Annotated in this window: 19 protein-coding genes; 5 read left to right on the plus strand and 14 right to left on the minus strand. The window is 59.9% G+C overall.

Features of this window, described 5'->3' with window-relative positions:
* Both A7W11_RS18630 and A7W11_RS18635 read right to left on the minus strand, forming a co-directional pair.
* Window positions 1-1,044 carry a radical SAM protein gene (locus A7W11_RS18630; RefSeq protein WP_082887358.1) on the minus strand — a complete coding sequence of 348 codons (1,044 nt, stop codon included), beginning with the start codon at window positions 1,042-1,044 and terminating at the stop codon, window positions 1-3.
* A gap of 446 nt (window positions 1,045-1,490) precedes the next feature.
* Window positions 1,491-2,399, minus strand: coding sequence for a LysR family transcriptional regulator (locus tag A7W11_RS18635; protein ID WP_218188614.1), 909 nt, complete (start codon window positions 2,397-2,399; stop codon window positions 1,491-1,493).
* A gap of 351 nt (window positions 2,400-2,750) precedes the next feature.
* Here A7W11_RS18635 and A7W11_RS29150 point away from each other — a divergent pair, with 351 nt between their 5' ends.
* The gene (locus A7W11_RS29150; RefSeq protein ID WP_066416959.1) at window positions 2,751-3,440 is read left to right on the plus strand and encodes a type II toxin-antitoxin system prevent-host-death family antitoxin; all 690 of its coding nucleotides are present in this window, start codon (window positions 2,751-2,753) and stop codon (window positions 3,438-3,440) included.
* 57 nt (window positions 3,441-3,497) lie between these two features.
* On the opposite strand, the gene A7W11_RS18645 is transcribed toward A7W11_RS29150, so the two are convergent.
* From A7W11_RS18645 to A7W11_RS18670, 7 genes are all read right to left on the minus strand, one after another.
* Window positions 3,498-3,950: a PIN domain-containing protein gene (locus A7W11_RS18645; RefSeq protein ID WP_218188615.1), complete on the minus strand. Its 453-nt coding sequence runs from the start codon at window positions 3,948-3,950 to the stop codon at window positions 3,498-3,500.
* A gap of 2 nt (window positions 3,951-3,952) precedes the next feature.
* On the minus strand, window positions 3,953-4,198 hold the full coding sequence (locus tag A7W11_RS29155; RefSeq protein WP_082887361.1) for a type II toxin-antitoxin system Phd/YefM family antitoxin: 246 nt from the start codon (window positions 4,196-4,198) through the stop codon (window positions 3,953-3,955).
* A 137-nt stretch (window positions 4,199-4,335) separates the two neighbouring features.
* Window positions 4,336-4,827: an RNA polymerase sigma factor gene (locus A7W11_RS18650; protein WP_162270291.1), complete on the minus strand. Its 492-nt coding sequence runs from the start codon at window positions 4,825-4,827 to the stop codon at window positions 4,336-4,338.
* A 110-nt stretch (window positions 4,828-4,937) separates the two neighbouring features.
* Entirely contained in the window at window positions 4,938-5,672 is a 735-nt protein-coding gene (locus tag A7W11_RS18655; protein ID WP_082887363.1) for a transposase, read from the minus strand.
* 345 nt (window positions 5,673-6,017) lie between these two features.
* Window positions 6,018-6,632 carry a transposase gene (locus A7W11_RS18660; protein WP_156523157.1) on the minus strand — a complete coding sequence of 205 codons (615 nt, stop codon included), beginning with the start codon at window positions 6,630-6,632 and terminating at the stop codon, window positions 6,018-6,020.
* A 176-nt stretch (window positions 6,633-6,808) separates the two neighbouring features.
* A complete protein-coding gene (locus tag A7W11_RS18665; protein WP_156523158.1) occupies window positions 6,809-7,402 on the minus strand; it encodes a transposase in 594 nt (197 codons plus the stop codon).
* A gap of 230 nt (window positions 7,403-7,632) precedes the next feature.
* Window positions 7,633-8,634, minus strand: a complete 1,002-nt coding sequence (locus A7W11_RS18670) for a LysR family transcriptional regulator (RefSeq protein ID WP_066416988.1) — start codon at window positions 8,632-8,634, stop codon at window positions 7,633-7,635.
* A gap of 307 nt (window positions 8,635-8,941) precedes the next feature.
* Between A7W11_RS18670 and A7W11_RS18675 the strand changes: the two genes are divergently transcribed.
* Complete coding sequence (locus A7W11_RS18675) at window positions 8,942-9,688, plus strand: transposase (protein ID WP_162270292.1); 747 nt, start codon at window positions 8,942-8,944, stop codon at window positions 9,686-9,688.
* A 41-nt stretch (window positions 9,689-9,729) separates the two neighbouring features.
* Here A7W11_RS18675 and A7W11_RS18680 read toward each other — a convergent pair whose 3' ends face one another.
* The 4 genes from A7W11_RS18680 to A7W11_RS18695 all read right to left on the minus strand — a co-directional run bounded on the left by A7W11_RS18680 (window position 9,730) and on the right by A7W11_RS18695 (window position 11,772).
* Complete coding sequence (locus A7W11_RS18680; protein WP_156523159.1) at window positions 9,730-10,374, minus strand: RNA polymerase sigma factor; 645 nt, start codon at window positions 10,372-10,374, stop codon at window positions 9,730-9,732.
* A gap of 149 nt (window positions 10,375-10,523) precedes the next feature.
* Window positions 10,524-10,976 (minus strand): type II secretion system protein N, encoded by a 453-nt coding sequence (locus A7W11_RS18685; protein WP_066417010.1) that lies wholly within the window; start codon window positions 10,974-10,976, stop codon window positions 10,524-10,526.
* A 112-nt stretch (window positions 10,977-11,088) separates the two neighbouring features.
* Window positions 11,089-11,499, minus strand: coding sequence for a type II toxin-antitoxin system VapC family toxin (locus A7W11_RS18690; RefSeq protein ID WP_066417017.1), 411 nt, complete (start codon window positions 11,497-11,499; stop codon window positions 11,089-11,091).
* 12 nt (window positions 11,500-11,511) lie between these two features.
* Window positions 11,512-11,772, minus strand: a complete 261-nt coding sequence (locus tag A7W11_RS18695; protein WP_066417023.1) for a hypothetical protein — start codon at window positions 11,770-11,772, stop codon at window positions 11,512-11,514.
* On the opposite strand from A7W11_RS18695, the gene gspH reads away from it, so the two are divergent.
* Genes gspH through A7W11_RS18710 form a run of 3 tightly spaced genes read left to right on the plus strand, consistent with a single transcriptional unit; the run spans window position 11,759 to window position 13,427 of the window.
* Window positions 11,759-12,370 carry a type II secretion system minor pseudopilin GspH gene (gene gspH, locus A7W11_RS18700; protein ID WP_235816916.1) on the plus strand — a complete coding sequence of 204 codons (612 nt, stop codon included), beginning with the start codon at window positions 11,759-11,761 and terminating at the stop codon, window positions 12,368-12,370. The two genes, A7W11_RS18695 and gspH, sit on opposite strands and share 14 nt — an antisense overlap.
* Complete coding sequence (gene gspI / locus A7W11_RS18705) at window positions 12,367-12,798, plus strand: type II secretion system minor pseudopilin GspI (RefSeq protein ID WP_066417026.1); 432 nt, start codon at window positions 12,367-12,369, stop codon at window positions 12,796-12,798. Before gspH ends, gspI begins: the two co-directional genes overlap by 4 nt.
* The gene (locus A7W11_RS18710) at window positions 12,795-13,427 is read left to right on the plus strand and encodes a prepilin-type N-terminal cleavage/methylation domain-containing protein (RefSeq protein WP_066417035.1); all 633 of its coding nucleotides are present in this window, start codon (window positions 12,795-12,797) and stop codon (window positions 13,425-13,427) included. The genes gspI and A7W11_RS18710 overlap by 4 nt, the downstream gene beginning before the upstream one ends.
* Window positions 13,428-13,581: 154 nt before the next feature.
* Here A7W11_RS18710 and A7W11_RS27580 read toward each other — a convergent pair whose 3' ends face one another.
* A complete protein-coding gene (locus tag A7W11_RS27580) occupies window positions 13,582-26,838 on the minus strand; it encodes a filamentous haemagglutinin family protein (protein WP_082887365.1) in 13,257 nt (4,418 codons plus the stop codon).
* Between the last annotated feature and the right edge of the window lie 58 nt (window positions 26,839-26,896).

A 26,896-nucleotide genomic window follows, 5' to 3' on the forward strand; every position in this document is an offset into this window, starting at 1 on the left:
CTACCTCAGAGAGTTGGCCGGATCGCAGCCGTTGATGCATTCACAGGTGATTGCCGGGAACATCTTTGCTCGAAATGCATTGAATCTGGCACCGCCCCATATCGCCTGCAGCGACTGCTCGCGCACATTCCCCATGACGTACTGATCCGGGTCTGGCCGATACATGGTGGTATCGCAGGGATAGACATTTCCCGTGACTGCATCAATGAATAGCGAGGTGGCAGGAATGGCGCAGGCGCTCTTGGTCGCGCCGTTGTATACCCCCTGAGACGCGCGCACATAATCCTGGGCCGATGAGCCGAATATCTGGTAGTTGCCGTCCATGAACAAGTCTCGATCGATGTGCCCTTGTGCCAGCAGAGTGTCGATCTTCTGCATGCAGGTCGTGATCTGATCCGGGCGCAGATACAGCGACGGATAATCCTTGATCGGAATGAGGTTGACGCTGTCTACCCCGACATCGCGCATGGCCAACAAGAGTCGATCGATGCTGTCGTAGTTCAGGGCACTAACAACATGATTGACGATGATGATGGTGTCGTCGATCTGCTGTTTCAGGTAACGCAGAGCGGGATAGAGGTTGGAGTTGAGCCAACGAATCCCGCGCGAATCTGCGTTGCGCAGCGGGTCCACATGATCGATGGAAACGTAGAACTTCTTCAGGAAACTTCCGTGCGAGCGTATGCGCTCCAGAAGCTTTGGAGACAATGCAGTACCGTTTGTCGTGATGGAGATGGGTGTTTTGGCGTTGATATCCAGAATATTGAAGAAGTCCCTAGACAAGAATGCCTCGCCCCCATGGACATTGACTTCAGACGGATTTAGTTGCTCAAGATCTCGCCACAGCGCCAGCATATCGATGCGCGCATCGGCATCGACCTGGGGGGTTTTCCACACATCACAGAATTCGCATTTGGCATTGCATATGTTATTCATACGCAGAAAAGCCAGGCTCAGCTTGGGGCTGGCTGCCAGCGCATGCACACTCATTCCAGTTGGGTATTTTGATAGCGCAACGGTTCGGCGCGCGGGAGCTTGCAGCATGACGTGTTCCCTTTGTTTCGGTTCGACAAGCGCGCCAATGATGTCACGCGGTTAGTCGTACTCGAACGGAGAGATCGGCCCTCGACATCCGAGTTGAAACGTAAATCTAAACTCACGCCGTTACGCACAAATTAATCGTTTTCCAAACAAAAATGGCCGAATGTTATGTAGAAACCCCCCACTTTTAAACAAGTTCGCACCATATTCCGGTTTTCTACGCGCCGCACTACATAAACCAATTAACCTATTCGTCAGAATGCCAACGTATTTCGTTATTCTTTTCCCTACCTTGGCGCTTTTCTGAAAATGGGTATTCTGCGCTGCGATGGCATTGGATTGCACGAGCGGGTCGCCCAGTCCGTTACTCTGCTGGCGACGGATCGAGACCAGGGCAACCACGCAGCGACGCGGCCCAGATAGCTGATATGGAATCATGCAAGATCGGACTACTCGGCGGTCACGGACCACTGCGCGGCGAGTAGTTCAGCCACGTGTCCGGCCAATGGATGTGATTGGCCGTGTACCGCCATTGAAAGTCGCACAGGTGGCAGCGGCGGAAAGCCATGCCGTTCGTTGAGCACGACCACATTCTGGTCTAACAGGTGGCCAGGCAGAGTCCCGATACCCAGACCGGCGCGCACTGCCGCGCGCACGTTATCGATCTCGGCCGTTGTACAGCGGATGCTCCATGGACGGCTGGTGCCGTCCAAGCTGCCAATTGCTGCGACCCGATACAGGTTCTCTTCGGGGAAGGTGACCAAAGGCACCGCCGGCAACTGGTCGATGCACAGTTCACGATCAGCAATCCAATGCAGCGTCTCGGCCTCGAGCAGGCACTCTTCAAGCCCTTGGCTGACGCTTTGCAGCGATCGGTAGAGAATCACGTCGAACGCTTGATGTTTGAAGCCGCGGAGCAACTGTGCGGACAGTCCGGTGACGAGTGTCACTTCAAGGTCCGGCCCCAACGTCGAGGATTTGCCTAATGCCCGCAACACGATCGGCAATATGTCGGCCGGTACGCCCAGCCGTACTTGAGGCGCCCCTGCGGCGCGTTGAAACGCATGGATCGCGCCGTCGAGCTGATCCAGAGCCTCTTTGACTACGGCCAAGAACCGCTCACCGGCGGCTGTGACCTGCGCCACATGACCCTGGCTGCGACTTAGCAGCGACGCGCCAAGGACTCGCTCGAGCTGCTTGAGCTGCTGTGATATAGCGGGCTGGGACCGAAACAAGACCTTCGCGGCGACCTGGAAACTGCCCGCATCCGCGATAGCCGCGAAAGTCCGCAACTGAGCCAACGTGATGGTTTTCTTTTTAGGCGCCGGCGGTGGCGATGGGGCATGAGGTTCTTCCAATCTTCGCATTCAAGCCTCATGGTTCATCGCTGCTTCAGTGAGGCCGTCTTGTAGCGAAAGGGTCGCGGCTTTCAAAACATAAGGCTATGACATTTTTGCGCCCTTCGTATGAATTTTAGATGTCGCAAAATACATAACATTCTGATTTCCCGGCACACCCAGGAACGATTGGCGCACAGTTTTCGGGAAAACTTATTTTGCAGATCGAATTTCCGATTTTGCCTCTCTCGGCCTGCTGCATAGACTGGACGCTAGGCACAAGAAGTTGTCACGACAAGTTCATCGAGGCGATAGCCGTCGCCGCTCGGATGGACGCCCGGCTTGTGCCAGCCATCCACGATGAGGACAAGTATGAAGGAAGAAAACACCGTGTCGCTGCTGGAGCTGGACCGCAAACTGTCCAAGATCATCCGGCAAGCACGAAACGGCCAGGTACTCGTGACGAACCGGAACAAGCCGTGGGTGCGCATCGTTACCCTCAAGGCCAATGCGCAAGCGCACCAGGTCCCGGCAAAGCATCCGTTGCGGCAACTGCGAAAGGCGCTGGAACTGGATGGCGCACACGCGATCGCACTGTGGCAAGCGGTTGCCGATCCGCCTTTGGGCATCATCCCTGCGAGCTTGTCCAGGGCACTGCTGCTACAGATGCTCTATTCGATCGACACGTTCAAGAAGCTGTACGAGAAGATCGGCTACAACCTGGCCTTTCGCCATTTTGTCGGGGTCGAGCCTTGTGGCTGCCTGTGGCCTTACCGGCAGTTCGAGCGCGCTGCGCGGGCCATGTCGCAGTCCAGCCTGATGGCAGCGCCTGCGGAAATCGTGCTCGCGCACCCCATCACGGAAAGTGAAAATGGGCGCGAATTCCGCATCGATGACGCGCTGCTGCATCGTTGGCGTGCCCAGGCCAACCTGGCTGACAGCGCCGCTGAACGGCTGATCCCGCCAAGCGCGGGCGTCCTATCCCCCTCCTCGGCGCTGCCCGCTGCGGTCCTGCAACAAGGCGCGAGCAGGCGGTGTATCGACCGCGAGCAGACCGGTTGATAGGTCTTCGAGTGCAGCCTGGCCCGCATCTGGCCAGCGGCTACACGGGCGCTCACGTCAGTGGCTCGTTCTCGGGGACATCAGTTCGACAAGCAGCGCATGGCGTGTGCAAGCGAAGGGGCTGGCGACCGTGAGCCCACCCCAGGTAAAGCCATCCTGAAGCTTGTCGGACAGGAACAAGCGGCAGCCGGCCTTCGCGGAGACGGATAAAGAGACTGCGTCCCAGATGCTTAGATCATGAACGACCACCAGGTCCATCGCGGCCAGCATGGCGTCGTGTGTCGTCTCGATGAGTTGGAAGGCATCGCGCCAACTCGAAACGGCGTCTCGGGCCTGGACCGGTGTTCGGCCACCTTTGCGCGTGAGCACGTCAAACAACTCCCCCAACGCCTGAACGGGAATGGCGACGGCGCCTTGCGGCAAGTAGCGCACGATATCGCGCGCGGTATCGCGCTTGTCTATCCCGTGCAGGCCCTCGGCATAGGCGAGAACGCTGGTGTCGATAGCCACCTTCACGGTTTGCCCCCGTAGAGATCCTCGGACCGCCAGCCTCCGATGTCGATCACAGGCTGATCGTCCAGTCGCGATATGAGCGCGGTGCGTGCCCCCGGGAGATTTTTCTCATCCGTGTCGAAAGGGAGGATGCGCGCTACCGGACACCCATAGGACGTGACGACATAGCTGGTTCCCGCCCGCACTGCTCGCAAGATACGCGAGAAGTCGCGGTTGGCATCCGCCGAAGAGACAACTTCTTCCATAGCCGCCCCCAGAAAAGGTAGTGATGTTCACTACAATAGAGGGAGTGCCGCTATTACGCAAGAGGCTGAATGCTCCGCTTCGAGCTTTTATGGTCTTCTGCTGGCAAAACACCTGACCGCAGGCAGCGCCCTCCCCCTCATCGGGAGCCGTGCTGCGCCAATTGCTGCGCACAGAAAGTTTCGGCGCGGCGTAACTCACGCCTGAGCACGGCCAGCGAAATGGCATATCGATCCGCAGCCTGGCGCTGCGTCAGCTTCTCCAGACGGACGTCGAGCAGAATGGCGCATTGGCGCCGTGGCAGGCGATTCATCGCCTCGATCAAGGCGGACACTGCCGCACGCGCTTGCGCGACATCCTGCGGCCCCGGGGCCTCGTCCTTGCATTCGAACAGTTCGCTCTCTTCGGCGCGGCCCATGCGCTCGATACCTCGGCTGCGCATCATGTCCAGCGCAACATTGTGCGCCACGCGGCGCACATAGGCGGTGGGGTACAGCGACATCCGCGTCGGCACACCACGCAGTTTTATCCATGTCTCGTGCAGGCATTCGGCGGCCCAGTCTGCACAGCCCAGTTGGCTCGCCAAGATGCGTTTGAGCTTGTCGTAATGGGCACACAAGTAGTCGGCCAAGTCGACGGGAGCCGGGTGCGTGTCCGTCTCCTCGAACCGAGCCACCCGTAAGGCGCCATGACATATTGGCGAACGGGCCATGGGGCCGGGCCTTGCGGGCCGGCCCGTCATCACACCATGCCTGGGAGCCATTCTCTTGCCGGCATGCTCAAATCGAATTCGCGATGGCGCATCATCCAAGCGCGCACTAGCGCGCCATTGAGATTCAAGCCGTTTTCGGGCCGTTGCGCCACCGGCGCCGCAGATCGCAACAGCAACTGCAAGACCAGCACGGCGTGGTGGCTGCGCAGCATGACGCGCATTTCGCGCGTGAGACGGGAAAGATCCCAAAGGCGCTCTTTGATGCCCAGGCCCACGAACCGCCGAAAAGCCATATCGCTGCCGATCTGGTCGTAGAGGGCGCCTTCGGTGGGCACAGAGTAGAGGGCTTGGAGCATCAGCGCCCGCAGCAACGCGCCTGGCGGGATCTGAAGGCGGTGGCGAACCTTCAGGTTACGGAGAAAGGTGCTGTGCTGGTCGATGATGGGGTCGACAGTGGCGGCAACGGCTACCAACGGATGTCGACCCGACACATAGTCGTCGACCGTGACGCCAGTCTCGACCCAGGTGTCGTGCGAGACGAGCCACACGTAGGGCTGCCCGTAGCGATCGATGAGGACGGGTTGTTTGGTCGCCAGTAGAAGCAATGCGCCCAAATGCCGGTTCAGCTCACGGGTGGAGAATCGCCGCTTGCACAGATCGATGGATGCTCCCTGCGCCCTGTCATCAGGCCGGCCAGCTCTTTTTTTGCCCCTTCCCATAGCCTCCTCGATCTCATGTTGTGCTGGCCAGTCGGACACAGCCATCTCACGGCATCGGGGGCTGCACCGGCGCCTATCGTTGTGATCGGCAAGCGGTCGAGTTGGTATGTCGAGTGCTGCACCCTTGCACGTCGAGCCATAGTGGGGATGTCAGATTGCAGAAAGGAAAAAAAAGTGACGTACAACAGGCGTTTGTACGGGACTGCAAGGCGGTTGTCATGAGGTCAAGCCTTGCAAGCTCCCTTGGCGCGCGCGAGGGGAAGCCGGGCGCGGAGGGAGCGGTCGAAGTGGGCAGGGCCGCGCCCGCCTCGATGGCAATAACCGAAAAGCGTGGATGAAATCTTGCCGCGCGGCGAACGCGATCAGCGGGTCGGCGAAAGGAGGAAAACCTCAGGCGGCTGCGCGTTCAGCCCAAAACGCAAGGCGAGTATGGCTGATGAAAAAAACATCGCCCTGCGGATCCTCGCGCCCGCCATGCCCAACGGCTTCGACCAATTGACGGCAGATCGAAGGCTCTTTTTGCAGATCGGCAGAGAGAGCCTCGAATTCTTGGACACTGGGCAGGTGCGCGAGCAAGTATTCTTCGCCGATGAACCAACGGTAGATGATGTTGTATGTCGCTTCGTCGTGCATCTGCGGCAAGGACATGTCGTATAAGGTCTGCAAAACGGCAGCGCGAAATGCGGCAACATGCAGCCGAGTCGTGGGGTCGAGTACGCGGAACCCGCCCGGCAAGTACAGGCCCGTCCCGTGCCAGCAGCGCGTTTGCTGCTGCACTTCCTCATGGACACGCACCAAGGGGTGATCATCTGGGATGAGTGCCAAGTAAGGCGCGATCATTTCGCGCCACTCCGCTTCCGAGATCATGACCAAGTTCGGCTCATCGCCTTCTGAGTCACGAACCGCTACGGGCTCGACCGCAGCACGCTCAAACCATGAGACCGGGTCCTCGGCCAGCTCGCGCAGGCTCACCGACAGATTTGGCTTTGGCTTTCGCTTTTTCATACACGTCTCGGTGGAAAGCTCTTGCGAGACTTACCTATTGCCTTGTTCGAGGGGTTGAGAATAGCTGGGTCTCCCCTGCGCGTGGACCTGGGTGTTGACATTTTGCGCTGTCAAATATGACAGAATTGCTACCCTCGCCACTTGCGGCCCGGCGAACAGCCTGCTCAGGCGCGTCCTCATGATCCAGGCTCCCGCCGGGCAATCTCGCGGCGGACCCAGGACTCTACGAACGGGACATTCAGGCGGAACTCAGTGGCCTTGCCGGCGAACTGCTGCTGTATCGTGCGCGTCGCGCGGTATGCAAACGTCATGGCACTGCTGCGATGCGTGAACAGCTTGCGCAGGCCGCGGACGAATTGCTCCTGGGGCCAAATGGGTCCCAACAGATCCGCTTCGACAAACCATCGAAAGGCGAGATTGCAGCAGATCTGGTCATGCAGGCTGGCTTCGTCCTCCAACGAGTAGAGTGCCCAGAGGATCACGGCGCGAACCAGCGGCTTGGGTGGCACGGGCCACAGATGCCGGCGCCGGAGCATGTTGAGCGCTGCGGCCTGGCGCGCCATCTCATGGTCGAGATAGTCCTTGACGGGCCGCAATGGGTGACGCTCGGACACGTAGTCTCCCAACAGCATCTGCGGCGGGGCCTGCTCGTAGGGGAAGATGCAGACGAAAGGCTTGTTGTACCGCTGTATCAGCACGGGCTGCTTGCGCGCGATGCCCATGACGTGGGTCAGTTGGTTGTCCAACTGCGCCATCTGGTAGATCGGCATGTCGTTGACAGGACGGTCGCAAATCATCGGCAAAGAACGGTTCCTTGGAGCCAGAGGATCTCGCTCGGTTGCCGGGCTGGCGGCGCGGTATTGCGGGGCCGTGCCTGATCGCATGCGAGACAAAAAATACAATGGCGACAGGCTGCACGCTGAATGTCTCCGTCGCATGAAAAAAGTGACGGGCAACTGGGCGCATCCGAAGAGTTGCTCCCCGTGCATACCTGAGCTGCTCACACTTGGGATTCGGCAAGCGGGGGATTGCTGCGCCGCCACGCGGCTTCGAGCACTTGGGCGACGCGATCCGCAGCATCCCGGTCCTGTACGTCCCGGCGTACCGCACGCAGCAAATGGACATTCTGCAAGGGAGGGAAGCCATCCTCGGCCGAGAGAATGACCCCTTCATCACCGCAATCGGCACGCCGCATGACCCCGATGCCAATGCCGCGCTGCACCGCACCGCGAACGCTATGGACATCGCCGTTGAACGCTACCCAGTGCGACTTGTTGATCGCGGATAGGGCCAAGCGCGCAGCATTGCGAAACACACAACCGTCCGGGTGCAGCGCCAGAGGCACGCTGTCCAGATCGGCCAAGGACAGCCGGCGATTAGCGACCCAGCACAGGGGCTCGACCGCCAGTTCGGTCCAGTCGCAAGCCGGCATCGCCTTCATCGTCGACGCCGAAGCGGTCTCCAACACGGTGAGCAAGGCCACGTCGAACTCCCTGTTGCCCAGGCCACCGATCAGCTGTTCGGACAAGGACGCCGTGACGCTCAACTGGGTAGTGGGCAGCGCCTGGTTCAACTCGGCCACCCCTTCCAGAAACAGCGGTCCGGTCATGTCGGCTTGCAGGCCGACATGAAGACGCGTGTGTCGGCTGGGCGCGCCAACCAAGGCGGCCATCGCGTCAAACTTCTCCAGCACCTCGCGTGCGCGACCGATGAGCATCTCGCCCCAGTCGGTCAACCCGATTACGCCTTGTTTGCGCCGCCGCACGATGGGCGCGCCGAGCAATTCTTCGATGCGTGCGACTTTCTTGGAGACTGCTGGCGGCGAAAGGTGGAAGGTGTCGGCGACCAACTTGAAGCTGCGGCACTCGGCCACGGCGACCAGAATACGCAACTCTTCCAGGGTCGCTCGGCGGGCAAAGGCATTGCGCAGTTTGCTCCTCTCCTCTCCTTTTTCCTTCTTGCTGCCGTTCTTTGCTGTCTCGCTCGCGATGCTGTTTGGCATATCAAGCTCCGGTGATAGAACGATCGATTTTCAAAAAATAACCTTTTATCTTGATAAGTTTCGATAACAATTTCATGACAGAAACGCGACATTTTTTGTTTTGAACAAAACACTACGCACATTTCACTTCGACGCATATTTGCGGCTGACTTTTCACTTAACAGGACATGGGGCGCGGCCTACATTGCGTAAGCAACTTGCCGTGGTTGCCGCGCTCATGGGCATGAATGCCTACCCCTACGCTCTCTTGCCGATTCGTCGCCGCAGTACCGCTGCGGCGCCAGATACGCTCTTGGAGTCTCATCGCATGGACCAGTCCTATCCCGTTCACCCACGAGATTTGATGAAACACCACCCGCCTGACCTGCCTGGCGCACGACAGTCCCGTCGTGACGAGCGCAAGCGTCAAAAAGACGCCGCTGCGCGGGAACGCAACGAATCGTGGGTCAGGTTCGAGCCCAGGGCGATGGTGCCCGTTGACGCGACAGCATTCGTTCGGCATATCAAAGACCATTGCCAGGCCGCCATCGCCACGGGGCCGGTATACGTCGAGCGCTACAAACTTCCTCATGTATGGCTGGTGTCGCACTCGGACTGGATGGACCGTCCGCACTATCGGCACTACATGTGCCCTGAGCACCCGCTCTTCACGGTGGACGAGCATCTGACACGCAACCCGGAGAAGCAAGAAATCCTCGATCTCCTGGGGCAGTTGACCGCGCCGGAACACCTGCATATCTCGCCCAGGGCCATTCTGCGCTTGATGCTGGTGCGCATCCTGTATGGCCATCTCTGCTCGGACGAGGCGTTGTCGCGCGCGGTGCGCGAATGCATGCCGATACGCTGGTTCGTGGGCCTGAAACTGACCGATTGTGTCTGGGATGTGCGCACGATCAGCACCGCGCTGCGGGCCGGATCGACAAACGCGCGCGTCGTGTCGTTCGTCAAGGTGGTGACACTGGATGCCCAGCGTTTCGACTTTCCGAACGCGCCGGACTTTCGGCTCAACGATCAGTTGCTCGACGCCTGGACGGCTCGGGCCACAGAAGGCTAGGCGCGACCTCGGCCGCGCGCCCACCTTTCGCGCTGTGCCTGTCATGCGCGCGCGTGCCCGGCAGGGGCAAGATAGTTCTGCTTGCGCATGCGATGCTGACTCGCCCCGTTTGGGACCTCATCGCAATCCTTCCGACAGGCACGCAGGCCGCGGCGTATTTCGCGTCTGACTGCCGCTGTGGACAGCCCCCAGCGACGGCCCAGCGCTTCACAGGCTTCGCCGTCGACGTACATCCCGCAGATCAGCGCGTGACATCGGGCGGGCAAGCGTTGCAATGACAGGTCCAGCACCCGTAGCGCATGGCGCGCTTGCGCGCGCCGCTCAGGCTCAAGTCCCGGCTCAGCCAGCAAGACATCGTCGCAGTCATCCAGGGGGGTCGTGCGCGCGTAGGCGCGGTGGTGATCTTTGGCGCGATTCAATGCCATCTGGAGCACGTAGCCCTTGGCATCTCGCACATGGGTGGGCACTGCGTGGGTACAGAGCCGCATATACACGTCGTGCAGGACATCGCCCGCGAGCTGGTCGCACTCGAGCAGATAGGCCAAGCGCTGGCGCAGCGTGCAGTATTGGGTCTCGACGACGTGGCACAAGGCAAGGCGAGCTTGCGCACACGGCGATGCCACGGCTGTCGGCGCACACGCGACCAGGGCAGGCAAGGCAGAAAGGTCGGAGACGCGCTTGGACATGGCACTCGCACCGGCTCGCTTTGCGAATAAAAGCCGGTACTCTACCGATGCGCGGCGACAGTCGGATGATGCAAATTACAGAACATTTACACCCTGCCGCATAGGGTTTATACCCGGTGCGGCGGCGTGCCAGACCTTGCTCGGGCGCCCTATGAGCGGGGCTGGGTGCGCGTGATATGCGCCTGGCCCACATCCTCGGGTGCGGGCAACTCGACCACCATCGTGCGATCGCCTTGCTCGAGAACCACCCGATTCGCTTCGATGTGTTTGATGACCACGCCACGCGCGACGCGCTCGCCCACCACGTAGGCCTGCGAGGGGCGGCCGTTGACCGAGAGCATGGCGCTGGCGCGTGTGTTCGAGCGCAGCAGCCCGGTCATCGTGACCTGCACATCGGTGGGTTCCGGGGTGAACCAGGTCGCGGCAGTGGCCACGACATCCAATGGCTGCGTCTGCGCGGCAGCGCTGGGCGGCGTGGAGTCCGCCGGCTGCCACATCATGACGCCCCAGTAAAGCAGGCCTGCGACAGCGACAACGCCGCCCAATGCGCCCACCACGTTCGGGCGAAGGTGCGCTTTCAATGCGTCGATTCTGCTTTCCATGACGGGACTCCTTTCGCGTAGCGTATCACCGGGATCGGGTCAGCCATATGTCATGGTTTTGCGTGCAAGCCACTCCATGCCTGCTCCTTCGCCGCACGCGGGCTCAGGCAGGCTAGGCGCTTTCCCAGGGATTGAGCAAGCGCACGCCCGTTCCCAAAAAGTCCTCGGTGTTGCGGGTGACGACGACAAAACCATGCTCCAGCGCAATGCTGGCAATCATGGCATCGCGGTAGGACTTCGGATCTGGCACATGCATGTTGGCGCACAGCAAGGCGGCCTGTTCGGCAAAAGGCAGTACGCGCCCTTGGAAGGTGTTTCGCAGGCCGTTGAACCAGGCCCTCAACTGCGTGCCCTGCCCGGTTCGCTCGAGCCGCAAAATACCTAATTCGAGTTCAAAAACGGTCACACTGCTCAGATAGTATGAACTGAGTTGGCTGCCCGCCGCCCAAGCGAGAACTTGCGGCTCCGCGTTCTTTTTGCCTGGACGCAGTTCGGACACGACGTTCGTATCAAGCAGGAACATCAGCAACCCGCCTCAATCGAAGGATGTCGGCGAGAACTGGACCGGCAGCCGGGGGGGCTCGAAGTCGTCCGAGGCAGCAGGCAATGCGTGCATGGCCTCCAGCAGCGAGGGCTCGGCTTTCCCCGTCGTCGCGTGGTAGTAGCTTTGCACGGTCTGCAGCACATAGCGCGGCACGCCGCGGTCGGTGATGAACACAGGGCCTTGCGCGGCGGCGCGCTTGGCGGCAGCCATGTCCCGGGCGAAATCTCGCGCAGAAATAGTGATCACTGCCATGGGCGCACCTCCGCTGTCTGATGCTCTGGCTGGCAGCCAGAATGCCAAAATCGACTTGTCAGTATGTTATGACAAAAAGGCGCTGATGTCCACCCGCTCAAGGAATCCGCCCATCGGTGCCGCTGGCGAGCGGGGCTTTAGCCTGATCGAGATCATGGTGGTGCTGGTGATCGTGGGGATCGCCACGGCCACGGTGACCTTCTCGATCTCGCCGGACGAATCGAAGGTGCTGCGCAGGGATGCCTTGCGGCTTGCACAACTGTTCGATATCGCACAGACCGAGGTTCGCACCGACGGGCGCGCCATCGTTTGGCAGGCCGATGAGAAGGGATACCGGTTTGCGCGCGCCTCATGGATCGAACGGCCCAACGTCGTGATTCCTACCGCTTCCACACAGGTGCTGGACACCTTCGCACGTGACAACGAGCTGCGGCCGCGGCAGTGGGAAGCGCGCATGAGGCGCGTCGATGCCAAGGGCCCCATCGTGCTGACCGATGAATGGGTGGGCCCGCCTTGGGAGGTACGTCTTTCGGATGGCGACCACGTCGTGATCGTGCGGCGCGAGGCCAGCGGCCGCTTCGTGGTGGTATCGCCATGAGGCAGATCCCCAGCCCTCTATCCCGGCGCCCGCGCCGCAGCACGTGCGGTCGCCAGGCCGGCTTCACGCTGGTAGAGGTGCTGGTGGCGCTGGCGATCGTGGGTATTGCGATGGCCGCGGTCGCGCGCGCAGCGGCGACCATCACGCAGAACACCGGCATGTTGCGGGACCGCTCGCTGGCCATGATCTCCGCCGAGAACCAGTTGAGCGAGGCCTTGCTGCGCGTGACGGCGCTCAAGACCGGCAGCCTGGTCGTGCCTTGTCCGCAGGGCGGCTTGCCGCTCGCCTGCGAGCAGATCGTGCAACGTGTTGAGGGCGGCGCGAGCCGCATCACGATCAATGCGTTTGTGCGTGACGGCGGACGCGGCAACACGCGCTTGGCCACCACCAGCGTCGTCGTGCCGGCCATGCCGGGAGCGCCACGATGATACCGGCCCGGCACGGCCGCCGGCGGCAAAAGGGATTCTCGCTCATCGAGATCATGGTGGCGATGCTGGTCATGGCGCTGCTGAGCCTGATGGCGTGGCGGGGCCTGGACAGCATCATCACGACATCGGATCGCCTGACCAGCGCGCGTGAAGACAATGCCGCCGTGCTGCGCGCCATCCGACAGCTCGATCAGGACCTGCGCCTCAGAGCCACCTTGGAACTGACCGCCGCGCTGCCCACGAGCCAGCGACGCAGTTTTCTGCCCCCGTCCGTGCAAGTCGAGCGGGCTGGCCAAGGACAAACGCGCCTGGGCGTCGTGCGCGCGGCATCGGCTGAACCTGGCCGCTGGCAGCGCGTGCAATGGTGGGTCGCGAACGGCACGCTCTATCGCGCGGCCGCGCCCGGCACCAATGATCTGCCGATCCCGGCCCCTCGTGCGGCTGACGCAACGGCCCTGCTGACGGGCGTGCAGGGCTTTGAAGTACGTGCCTGGCTACCTGATGCGGGCTGGGTTCCCGCAGCAACGGTCCCCCAGGGCCGCAGCCAAGCCGAAGCCCTCGAGGTCCGGTTTACCTTGCGGGATGGTCAAGGCGGCGGTGGATACCGACGTGTGGTCCGCCTGCAATAACAGCGCTCGCTTCGGAAAGTGATCGCACAGATACGTCAGCGCTCCAAGTTCCGATAGTGCGTGAAAGCCCCCGCCAGGGAGGGCGATACCGTCAGCACGGCTTGGCTGCCCCCAGGCCACTCCAAATACCATGACCTGAGGACAGCCCCAGCGACTAATCCAGACTGGCACGCTCCCGAGCTGTCAATTTCACTCGCGCAGTATCGGTCAAGCGTCCGTTTCCGATGATCTGCACAGGGGCATTCGGGTTGTACTTAACAGGCGCAGGCGCTTGTACACGCGGCTCGGGGTTCGCTGGCGCCGAAGAGCCTTCATCGCCAAACCCAAGGATCTGGACGCTAATGATCGACGGCAAGTTCTGGCGAGTTTCAGCTCGGGCGCGAGCGACAGCCTCCTGCGCCGATGTGGCTGCAGCAGTCGATGCCGCACTCGCGCTTGTTAGGGCACCGACATTAACTGCGGCAACAACTGGGATGCCCGTAACTTCGCCTTGACCGACGATGTTGGCGGCGTTGACCACTTGAAGCGCGGCGAAGTTGGCGTTACCTGAGAACCGGATGCCCGCCTCGCCGGCGTCAATGGTGCCCAGCGGAGCGATCAGATCCAAATCGCCCGGCGGAACCTCGGCAATCGGCGCGTCGGTCGCGATCCCTGCGCCGGTGCTGGGGACCTGAGGCGCGAGTGTCACGTTGCCGAAATCGTCGTATACGCGGCGGGGCGGCGTGTAAACGACTGTGGTTTTGGCTCCACGACCCGCGTTAATATCGCCTTGGGCCGACCATGCAAGGATATCGCCGCCGAACGTCGTCATGATGCGACTCTGGCCCAGCAGAATGCTGTCGCGCGAATACAGCTGGATATTTCCCTGCCCTTGTGTGATGACCCCGGCCGTCGATGCCGGGTTGGCACCCTCGACACCAAATGTCTGACCACCTCCGGGCGTAAGCATCTGCACGTCACCACCGAACAGTGTTTGCACCCCCGAGTTACCGTACATGACGATATCGCCATCGTAAGAGATAGGCTCACCCTGTGCATTGTTCTCCGGGAAGAGCGCTGCGATTACGTTTCGCCCGCGTAGGTAACTACCGAAACGCGGACCATCAGCATCGTTATACTCGCGCCCGCCCGCCCGCAACTCGGCAAAATAAATCTGGCGCGCGTAGTCGCGCTGCAAGTCGGAGGGCAAGGCAACCAGATAAGCACGCGGATCACCCAACGGATCAAAGTCATCGAATCGGCTCGACAGCCAGTTCACCAGATAGACGGAACCGGCGCGCTCAAAATCTCGCTGCAGGTCGCGCCGAGGCGCTGTAGATCCGCTACCGCGTTGCGCATCAATTTCATCCTGTTTGGTCTGCAAGTACGTTTGCGCGCCGTCGTCCTCTCCCGAGTAGCCGTATTCCGCCCGCAACCAATCAGCCAACGTCAGTTGGCCACTATAGGCTGTGACGACCTTGCCTGGCTGGTCCGCAAGCGGCCGCGCCGGATCTGCGAGATTGTCTGGATCAAGATAAGCGTCCAGGAAATCCGAGAAGTTTTCGAACTCCACACTTGCGTAGCCGGCTTGCATAACGATGCTCGCCCCCAGACGACTATCTCCGGGCACCACGGCTCCCAGACTCCTCACGCTTGCACGGTCTTCCATGCGGATATCCTGGCCAGCTATGATCTCCAATACGCCAGGCCCGGCCACGTCGAAGCTGCTGTACAGAAGGTCCCGCCCGGCCTGGACGACAGATACATCATTGACGTCATCGTGATAAAAGAAGTTGGTCGTGAACGAGCCCGCAGAGGGGGTTTGGTTGCCTACCTCGCCCGGAATCGACCGCGATTCCCCCAGTTCCATGCCGGACTTCACTATATCTCTACCTGCAATCATCCGAACAGGGTTCGCGCCGACGTACCAAGTCTGACCATTCAGCACATTTCCAGTGCCACTGAATCTGTATATCGCTCCAGTCGCTACGCCTACGATATCACCATCCAACGCATACACCCGGACAGGCTGGCTATACTGCGGCGTAATCGAGGATACGTTATTTGGCCCTTTGGCGATCAATGGGAATCGACCTAATGCGTTCGCCGCAAGACCATAACCGTTCAGGTTGCTCGCAACAGCGGTTCCAGCAGAATCACGTCCGACAAAAGCCGGATTCAATGGCGTAGGCACCGCGTTGAGCGCCGCGCCCGACCTCGCTATCCAAGCGCCCCCCGCATAGATTGAATCACCAGCCAGTAGATCCAACCGCGCGTCAGTATTTGCGGAGGGAGCAAGCAATAGCCCATACCGGAGAAAATTGGTCGCATTAGTATTCCAAGCGCTTGCAGACGGCCCATAATAGATGTTCCCCGAGGCCGCCACCGCCGTCAAACTGGAAGGATAGACAAACGCACCGTCCGTAGGAGAGGTCTCCCTTCCGGTTATGACAGTGGCGTGTGTCGCGCTAGCTTGGTACGTGATTGGCGTAAGATTACCACCTGCGGAGAGCAGATTAATTGCAGTATTATCGGTCCATAGTGAAAACCATGTTTGGCCGCCACCTACTGTTGGCTCTCCGTTGCTCATTCGATATGGGGTGGTGTTTTGAATCTTTACCCGGCCCGGATCAATCGCACCTCCGACAACTAGGTCTCCGCGTGCATTGATATTGACGGTCGCATCACCGGGTGCGAGCGATATGCCACCCGTTGAGATCGCCTTCGATGGCGAGAACGGATCAAAAGGCCTGACTTCGACGCGGTCGAAATACTGAAAATTTGTGCCGTATATAGTATTAATCGACCCGATCCTGCCAACATTCAAGTTGACCGTTCCACGAAGATTCACAAGCTTCGTGTTCATGTCGTGCAGTTCATTTCGCGTGTTACTGCTCAAGAACCTGTTGGCGTCGCGCAGACCTCGGTTTATGGAACCGCCTGCGCTAACTATCAGATCGCCGCCACCAGTCAGTATCAATTGGCCGTCGTCAAGCTGGCGACCAGTTGACGCCACGGCCAGCACGAGGCCTTCATTTCTAGGCTTATTGCTCAACGAATTTGTACGTACGACATCACCCGTACCCAACCCACCAGCGATATCTACGGTTAGATTCCCGCCTCCAAGCGTACCGACTCCTGAAAAGCCCACAAAGTAAGGAAGCCCTCCATTAGTTTCTGTCGGTGCCGCATAAGGCTCATTTGCATATGTGCCAAAATTAATCCACCAAGCCGTGGGAATAGGCTCGACATCGACTGCACTCCCTGAGCCTTGCCGCCACAGCCAGTTGCCTACTGCACTTCCCGACCTCTGGATCCTTTCACCAGCAAAGGGCGCTGTTCGTTCGCCCAGGCCATCCCCTGTGATATCACCGCCGGCACGCAGCAATACGTTTCCGCCATGCTCGGGATAATAGGCCTGATAAATGGAGCTTCCGTTTACCAGATGCTCCAGGTTTGCTCCATCCGGCCCGAGCACAGAGCCGTCAGAACCCAATGCACCACGGCTTTGCTGGTACGCTTGCCCTAAGTCCGCAGACTGTGTTCCCGCGGTATACAACCCATAGGGAGAAGACATCTCCACACTGCCTGCGGCGATTACTTCTAGATCGCCAGTGCCAGTTCGGATAACACTAGGCAAAGCATCAAGACCAAAATATCCAGACACCCCGTCGCCCGATTCGGTGCAGTATTGTGGGCGCACGCGGCAAAGCGCCAACAAGTTATCCGGCACCGGCGTGCCTGCCTCATAAGGGCTTTCCGGCGTCCAAACTAGCTGCCCGCCACCCTCTTCCAATAAACGATAATGCGTGTCTGCCAGTGTCAACGCCAACGCTCGTCCAGCGAGCGTCGAGCGCGGATCGGCGGCTTGCAAATCCGCGCCGGCGACAAGGCGCATCCCCCACGACAACGACCCCTCTTCCAACATGGGGGCCAATGCCCAATTTTTCCCCTGCGCTGCTTCATCCTTTGCCCGCAACGGCACGCTCACTGCGTCGTCAGGCAACACCACCTTGGTGTCGGATGGGATCAGCGCACCGACTCTCAGCGGCAGCGTCTCGGCGAGCTTCACCGCGACGGGCAAAGCCCTACCTTGAGGCCAAACCATAGACGCTAGCCGAGCAGCACCGGGAAGTCGCGTACCACCATCGAGCCTAGTGCCAATCGGCAACGAAACCGGCTCTGAGAGCACCGTTCCGGCAGGGAACCATACCGTGCCGTCCGCGTGGCGAATTGCGGCGTGGACCGTGGTACTGGCCGGCAGCGTGATGGCGGCATCGAGCACACCGTGCACTGGCAGTTCGAAGCCTGCGGGCAGAGAAAACGCCTGGATTGGCACATCGTAATTCAGCACCTTTCCAGCCAGGTACTCCGTGCCGGCCGCCAACTCCACACCGGTGCTTGGCACGATCAAATCGCCGCCAAAGGGTTGTTCGCCCCGAATCAGAAGCCATCCATTGCCATCGATCTCTGCTGTATCAGGCGGCGGCGCAAAGCCGTCGGTGATACTGCCATAAATATCGAGCCCGCCCTCGGCACGGATCGCGAGTGCGCCGGGCTCGCCAGAGCCGCGAACGGCCGTTTGTTCGAAGTGGGGATTCAGGCTTACGTAGCGATAACCCGACAGGTCAAGGTCCCCAGGCACGACGATCCGGCCGCCGGGGTTGGTTGCGGCATTGCTGACGATTTCGACGCCCGGACGCAGATGGAAAACATCACGATAGGTATCGTTGTTCAAACCCGCCAGCTTAATGCCCAGTAGCGTGCTGTTTTTCACGGCCTCGCTGATGAATGTCTCGCTCTGCGCATGCTTACCCTGCAGGTAAGCCTGGTCGATGTATTGATATGCTTCGCCATCAGTAAACGAATCTTCAGCCACAGGCGCATCGTCATATCGGTAAGTGGCGTTGACCGAGATCGATCGTGCTCCCAAGATGTCCACCGGGCCGGTTGCGGCAACAGCCATATCCCCGAACGTCTCCGCATCGGCATCGTCATATCTTCCGTTCGAGCCCAGGCGCGGCGCATTGAGTTCAAGCGTGCCTCGCTGAGCACCATCATGCTCTCCAGGTCCTGCACCCACGACAGCATCGGTGCCATGTCGCAGATCGATGCGTGATTCCTGTGCGAGCATCAAGGTGCCCTCACCCGAGTTCAACTCCACGATCGCCCTGTTCGGCGCATCGATGATCTTGCCGTAGCTGTCCACACGCAACACGCGACCGTGCGCGTCCAGCTCGGCGCCGCTTGCAATCGTCAGACCGTGCTTACCAGCCAAGCGGATCGATCCTACTCGTTCACCACTTGCATCGATTTTTCCAACAACCGTCAGATGTCCGCCATCCAACGAGACATTGACCTCGCCTGCCTGCACGTCGTCGCCGATGGTCAGATTTCCTTGCTTAAGCTGGAAGCTACGGCTACCTATCAAACCACCCGCATTCAGGCGTTGGTTCAAGGCTGCAAAATCACCGTCCAACGCACCGCCGTCGCTCAAGCGCTGGGCTCGGATATCTATGCCGCCGGCCTTATACGGCACCAGCGTGCCGCCCGCGTCGTAATAGCCGCTCGCTGTGCCGTGGATATCCCCCAGCAACTCCACCGAGCCCGCCTCTTCGCTAAGCGCGATGGCCGTCAATAGCCCGGCCTGGTTATGCTCGGCGGAAAGATCGACTCGCGAAGCTTCCGACTGATAGATATTGCCACGCTCGCTTCCCAGAATGACATCCCCACCCCAGCTATATCTGGTGACGTCATCGAACTGTACCGCCCGGCCTGCCATATCGACTCGCGCCATGCCCGTCAAGTGCAGATCCCCTTCAGCCTGAAGTGTCAGCCTGCCACTAGGCAGCACCACCGCGGTATCCAAAGTTATCTGTCCACCGGAGACTGCCAATTCTGCACCGAGGGCATCTACGGCCCCATCAGCACGTGCCTCAGCATTCTCAAGAGCGGTTATCACGACAACCCCACCGGCATGGATGCGGTTGATCGAGCCTGCTGCGCCAGTCATAAGCGGCGTGCGAATGTTCAGATTCCCGCCACTGTATTCGGCGCCTTCGCCCTCTACAAACGCACCTCGCGCCCGGTAAACGGAGAAAGTTCCCTGGTGATTGGCGGTCACACGCTCGGAGGCCGTCAAACTCACATCGGCAAACCCCACCGTAATGCGCTGCGGATCATCGTTGACGTTGGGTCGTGCGTACGGACCATAACCGAAGGTAACTTGGTTGGCGCGAATATCCAGGCTACCTTGGCCCGTCCCTGCTCCATCAGCAATAATCGCCCCAGGCGCATTAGTTGCGCCCTGCCAGACTAGATGATCAGTTTCAATCAGGGCGACATCGGAAGCCTCGCCATATCCGTAAATGGCCGGGGTAGCGAGTACCAGGCTCTCGAGACTCGATTCTCCAGTGCTCGCGTCCCGCGTTCTGAGGCCCGTCGTGCCGTAAAAATTGACCGAGTCCCTGACCGTCAAGGTCAAACTCTTGAGTGCCGGTGCGTTGAACTCGGTATCACCGAGCAGTAGGCGATCAAGCAAACCTTGATTCAGGGTCAGCCCTGTCGGTAAACGCCCCCGATCGTCAATCGACTGGAGCACATCACCTTCGCCAATGTTTACCGCGCCTACGGCGAGAATCAAGTTTTCTGTGCCATAACGAACGTCCGAACCCAACTGAAAGGTGTTGTCGGTGGCAATAGCGATTGTGCCTTCCGAATACAAGTACGTGTTGGCGATGCAGCCTGCACCGATACAATCGCCAATTTGAACGGGGCTTGCCGCGAAGGTCGAGTCTGGCGCATCAGGCGACAGCACTTGTAGCCAACCATTTGATACCGCCAGGACACTACGCCGCCCAGGCATGTAAACGAAGCCATCGCGCGAGTCAAAGCCTGGTTGACCCTGGCCCACCGTGGCGATAGACGCCCCAGATTCGATTACGATGCCGTCGGTATATTGGCCACGCGCCGTCAACAGCACTTCGGCGGCGGACAGATGCGCGCCTTCTCTCAGATAAATATCCGACGCGCCGCCCGAAAAATCGATGAAGTTGCCACTTTGGCCATATGTCGCTATAGGCGTTGCACCGACAATAAGGCGTGGCGCAGACAGGGCACTCAACGCATCGGCTTGAACAGATGCACCGCCGAATCCCGGTGTCGCGGATTGCGCTACGATCTCCAAAGCACCTCCGCTTCCATCCCCGACGAGCACCACCGCCATTCCAGCACGACCACCTTCGGCAGGACGGAAATCTGCACTGCCATTCATACTGAACGCATCGCCCTGACCGCCCGGTTCGAACCTGAGAATCAACGGCATCGCATCTGCGGGCAGTAAGGGATGGGGCACACCCAACTTCGCGGCGTCGGCCACCGCGAATTGTGCGTATGAGGTTTCGTTGTAGTCGGAATAAGTGCGCAGCACATCGGCCGAGGTCAGAATGATCTGCTTGGGCAAGTTGTCGGCGATGTGTGTGTTGGCAATCGACAACTGGCCGGTAGCGGTCCAGGAGCCATTACGCAAGGCATGGGTGGCGCGCCCTCCAGCGGCGCCAACGCTTGTTACGGGTCTACTCGCGCTGCCATTGATTTCCACCCGGAAAGCGCCTGGTAGCAGCGCATAGGTGGATGGCAGCAGGGTATAGGTGCCAGGCGGCAGTCCCGGCACTCCTGCACCCACAGTTATCTGCTGCCCGACAATCGGATCGACTGCTCCACCTTCTAGTGCCACCGGCGCCATGCCGGGCTGTACACCTGGCACAATGGCATAAACAGGATTACTCGCCAAACCTGGGAGCGTAAATCCCCCTTGACGATTCTGGACCAAGGGGTTGAAACGCGCGTCAGTTGAGCCCCCTCGCCCAGACACAAATCCCGCGCCAAGCAAATCTCCTCCACCAGAAAGATCAACTAGCGCACCATCCTGGACGTCTATTGTCTGACCAGCCAGGGCCACACCCCGAGTGTTCCCAGACATATCAGTGCCCGTTGCACCCAAATAGCTGACTTCCTCACCTGCATAGGTATAGGTTTCATCATCTACGGTTCCACCGTAGGGCAAGACCAAACCTGCGGCACTAGCGGAAGTAATGCTCTGCGGTGCCAGAACCACCTTTTCAGTGGTTCCGAGGCTCTGCTGCGTGCCCAGCGTCACCAACCCAAGAGGTGCCCGCACCACGCCTCCCTGTTCGATGGTGGCCGCACCCAAGGTGAGCTGTCCGAAAACAGAAAGTGGAACCTGAGGGACATCATCGCTGACAAGCTCAATCCTTAGCGACCGGGCCGGATCATAGGCCCCCCCGTCTTCCGAATTCGAGAATCCTGCCCTCACGCGCGCCTCAGCGTGCGTTGACGGATATAGTTGTGCCGCACGGAAAACAATATCGCCGGCCGCATCAAAGGTCGTCATCTGGCCATCGCCACTGGCAACATGCTTTAAGAATCGAACATCACCTTGACTTTCAAAAGTATTGAGATCAAAGCCCGCACGATCCACGACTAGGGCCTCACCAGTTTGCGTGATGGCGCCATTCGCGCCTATTGTCATCGCATCCCGAAAGTCGATCAGGCTTGCTCGGACCGTCATGGAACCGGATAAGGGTTGCTCGCTACTACCACCGATGACAGTTGGGCGAATCCACCCATCTCGAGCCCCGACTTGAGTCGGCCCCGCCATACGCACATAGGGCGCGATCAGCTCAACCGACGGCTTGCCAGTCGCGCCTTGGGCGAGCGCATACGAGCCTGTATAAAGAGACAAACTCTGACCTAGCTCGATACGGACATCACCGTCAAAACTCATGATGCCGTTGACAAGAAGCGACAGGTTGTCAAACCCACCGTGCTGAAGATGGTCCACGCTGATCGTCGCGGAGCCGTACTCTAATGAATTTGCAGCATCGCCAGGTGTCGCAAACCCAGACAACACGCCTTCACGATGCCCCTGAGAGACGATCAGCTCTCGTGGCCGACGAACTCGGTCCTGGGCAGTTTCAGCCCGGTATTCAGGAGTCTCCAGTGCGATTTCGAGCCTCCCACCGGCGGCCCCCAAACCGCCAGCTTCAGCCTTAACGGTCCCTTCCAGATAAATGCCATTGTTGGACACCAAGGATATACGCCCCCCTTGGCTAGCCACCGGCGTCGGACCCGCACCAGGAATATCTAGCACGGCGCTCGCGCCAGACGCATTCAGTAAGGCGCCTTCCTGCACGACGACGAACAGGTGAGGTGCTGTCGCCAGACCCGCCTCATGATCGATCTTGCCACCCAGCACAATCGAACCGCCATCGACGATCTGACCGTAGCGACGACCAGAGACGTCACGCGCCGTCTCGGCATAACCCGAGACGTCAAGTGTGGCAGTTGATCCGACCCAGATCGAACGCCCGTGCCCTTGTGCGATCGCATCCCTCACCGGTATGTTTGTTTCTTCATCCACCCCCTTTCGGGCGCGCAAGGCAATCTGGCCGCCGAGCGCACGCAGTGTGCCATCGACAGTCAACTGTCCCACGCTCTCAATCGCAATGGACTGACCTGGATCGACTGACAGCACTGCACCCTTACCTACCACGGCTTGCACCGTATTCATGTCGTTCAGGTCAGACCTGCTCGAGCCTGCCCCTAGCGTCACGCTCGCACCCTCCCGCTGGGTCAACGCAGCATCCTGCGGGTTCTGCAGAAATAGGGGGGGCGTCCATACTTCTAACGCTCGGGAGGGGCTCGCACCCGTCGCCAAGCTCAACGCATCTTGGGTCGGGCGATAAACAGGCATCATTACGTCGATGCGGCTACCCTCAGCCACAAGCATGCCTTGCTTACCCGTGACGTCGTAGTGGCTGAAGCCGCTTTGGAAAAACTCCGGTCGCAGCGTCAACGGCTTCCGTACCACAACTTGCTGATCCAGCTTCGTGCCTACGGCCAGCAGCGTTCCAACAGGAATCACGGTATCCAACACAGCCTTCTGCCCAGCAGCGACACTGTATGCAGGTGTCGGGATCTCCTGCACGGCCTCCGTAAGCGTATAACCAGTCGGCAACGTTCCTGCGTTAATACGTGTGATGATTGTGCCTTCGGGCACGAAGCTTTCAGCGACCACCGCACCACGATATCGGTTGGCGGCAGAGTTACTACCATTGGCATAAATTACGAGATTAGTACCAGACAGGTCCCAGCCACCCTCTCCCACTACGATGTTCAGGGTATGCCCAGTGTTCGTGAACGTAACGGGGGAGGTCATCACTTGACCCCCTACAATTCTTGTGTACGTCGCGGCTGACAGCAGAATCTCGCCCGCCTTGATCGTGATCGGCTCGCCCAACGCGAGGCTGATCGGCGCCCGTTCTCCCGCTGCCAAATAGCCGTCGGTCTGCAATGCTTGGCCACCTGCTACAACCGTCCCCCCGGATTGCAAGGTCAGCGTACCGCCGCCGTCAACCCCGTAGCCAATCAAGGTTCCGTCCAATGCCAACGTCCCCCCGTCTTGGGCTGGCGCGTTGCCCTGACCGGTTTGCAACGTCACGTTCCCACCGCGGCCCCCCAAAGGGTTGCCATTGATCGTTACACCGGCACCGGAGGACACGTCGACCACACTGCCAAGCTCGAGCGTGATATCCGCACTACCGCGTAGCGATACCCGGCCACCGTTCCGATAAGGCAACGCACCGGTGCTCCCGGCATCCATTGACAGGTTGGTCCACAAACCGCTGGCGTCCAGCTTGGCGCCGTCTTTAACGCGCACGCTGGCACTCGTGCCTTGCGGCGCGGCGATGGTCGTATCCTGGAAGCTTCCGCTGTTCTGGGATGTCCACTGGTTCAAGACGTTGCCTGCGAAGATCGTGCCGCTGTGGGCAGTCACATTCGCGTTGAGATCGATCTGCGGGCCATACAAAACGATCTCACCGCCAGCCCCAACCTCGATATCGTGGTCTACGACGATCGAGTCCCTAGCTCCCACACGCAGGGCTCCCAAACTGAACTCGTTGAGCGTCGCAGCATCCAGGACCAACGTGCCTGCCCGTTCCGGCGACACCACATCGTCCAGCGCAAGCGCATCCGCGATGCTCTCTGACTGTCCGCCCAACGTCACCCTATCGAGCACGGCGGCCAATTCATGGCGCAGCATGCCGGAATCGGCATCATAGCGAGCGACGTAATTGCCGATCACTAATTGGCCACGTCGCGCCGCGGCCGTTTGCGACTGGTAGTAGCCGTCCAGACCGGGCTGCGGGGCTTGCGTCTGGCGGGGACCTTGATAGACCTCGCTCGTGATATTGCCTTCGAGCAGAGCACTGTTCGTGGCCACGACCAGCTTGCCCGCGTCTCTCCCGACCGTATAGCCCGCCTCCCAACGCCTGCTCGGCCCGATCAAAGGACTGTAAAAGCGGCGCGTATGCCCCCAACGCTCACTGGTAATTTCGTAGCCGTTGTACAGCCCGGTGTACAGCACGTCGCCTGGCGCACGCGAGACCTCGTAAAGACGGCCGTCCGTCCCACGCAACCAGCTCTGGCGGACATAGCCATCTTGCACATCGAGCGTTCCCCCTGACAAGTTCACGTTCGATCCCGCGCGAGTGACCAGATCCCCGCCCGACACCGTTACCGTACCGCCCTGCGCCATCCACTCGCCAATAGTATGTCCGTTGGTTGCCAGGTAGCCGCTGACCTCCAAAAGGCCGCCCGCCGTGTACCAGCGGTCCGTCTTGTAGCCGTACGGGTTGCTCTGTTCGTCAAAGTCCGCCGGCACATGAATGAGGCTTCGGCGGTCGACCCAGATATTGCTGCTGTTCAACTGTCCGCTCTCGCGGTTAACCGGCGCATCCCGTTGCTCGTTGCCCTGCACGTTGATCTGCAGGTTGTTCGCTTCCATCGCGACCCGCACACCAATTGCACCCGCGACATCCAACTCCGCCCCGTCATTGACGAGGGTGCGCTTGGCCGCAGACACGGCAATTTGTCCACCCGTAGCCAGCGTCAACGAATCGCCTTGAAACTCGATGGTATTGCCGCTGACGATCTCGACTCGTGACAGGTCTCCTCTATCAGCCAAAGTACTTAGATTGTTGAAATTGCCCGTGGCCAAAGAATTGCCGCCAGCATTGTTGCCCGTCAGTTTTTCCAAAGCCGCATCACGCTGACTATCCAGGGCAGTCGCTTCGGTAGTGTCCAACAAGATTGCGGTGGTGCTGCCTTGCGCCAGCGTCACGCGGCCGTTTTCGTTGTTGGCGCGATTCGACAGGTGTATCGTGCCGCGCGCGGTTTGGGAGGTAGTAGCGATAGCCACACCGGCCTGAGTTACCTCATGCCCCGTAAGCGTGATATCGCCTTCCGTGGCCGTGATCAGCCCTGAATTGCTAACCTTGCCAGCAACGCTCTCGGCATCACGATGGGCAGCAACCTCGTTGCCGCGCGTGGTCGAGGCCTGGTTGCCGTCCGTGCCAACACCTTTGCGGATATAGAATCGATCGCCTGCGGCCAGGACTGCCTGCCCACGGGGAGTAGAAATTTGCCCGGCGTTGTCGACCTCGTTTCCGAGCATCAGGATATACCCACCGCCCTGCGTGGCCGAATCAGGCCGATGGGTGTTGATGCTTGCCCCAGCTTGAATCTCTACCTTACCGAGCGCTTCGGTAAAAGTAGGTTGTGTACCGTTGGCGTCGACGTACAAGCCACCATTCTCAAACTGAGTGTCCGTAATCTTGGCCGCGGCAGCGACCAGATTGCGCACGTTCACCTGGCTGCTACCGGTGAAGACCACGCCATTCTGGTTGGCAATCATCACAGTGCCATCGGCGCGGATACTGCCCTGGATCTGGCTCGGGCGGGTATCGCCCATTACTTTGTTCAGAACCGCATCAGTCGGTGCCTGTTTGAACGTCAAATCGGTGTTGCGACCAACATGGAAGCTGTTCCATTCGAGGATTGCTCGAGACCTGTTTTGCGCGATGGTCACCTGCTGGCGTCCATCTTTGACGTCAATTTCAGGCGCCGCGGCATCCCAACGTCCACCTGCCAGGCGATCCAGGCCGTCTTGACCCAGACCATCACGCACCCAGTCCGCATTCTGTGGATTGGCGCGGGCACTTTCCTGGGCGGCTTGCTGCGCTGCGATCGCGGCGGCGGTGCGATTTAGATTCGCGATCGAGCGCGACAACTGTTGGCGCGCCTGAGCTTGTTGACGGGCCGCAGATGGCAGCGTCGCCGCACCGGGCATGGGTCCGCGTTGTGCCGCGCGCGCTTGCTTTCCAGCGTTTGACGCGGCGAACCATGCTCCGCCTCCTGGTGCAGCGTCCGCAGGTGTTCCCCCGGCGAAGAAAAACAGTCCCAGCGCGGCAGCGATAGGAGTCAACGAAACGCGGTGTTTTCTTTCCCGCATTTTGCGTTGATGCGTCACTACCGTACTGTTCCGACCGTTCTCTTGCTGGAGTCTCATATCCTGTCCTAACTTTCGCGTGTCAGCCCTGAATAAAATTCACGACTTTTGTTTTCCA

The organism is Bordetella ansorpii (assembly GCF_900078315.1).
In the GTDB taxonomy this organism is placed as follows: domain Bacteria; phylum Pseudomonadota; class Gammaproteobacteria; order Burkholderiales; family Burkholderiaceae_B; genus Bordetella; species Bordetella ansorpii.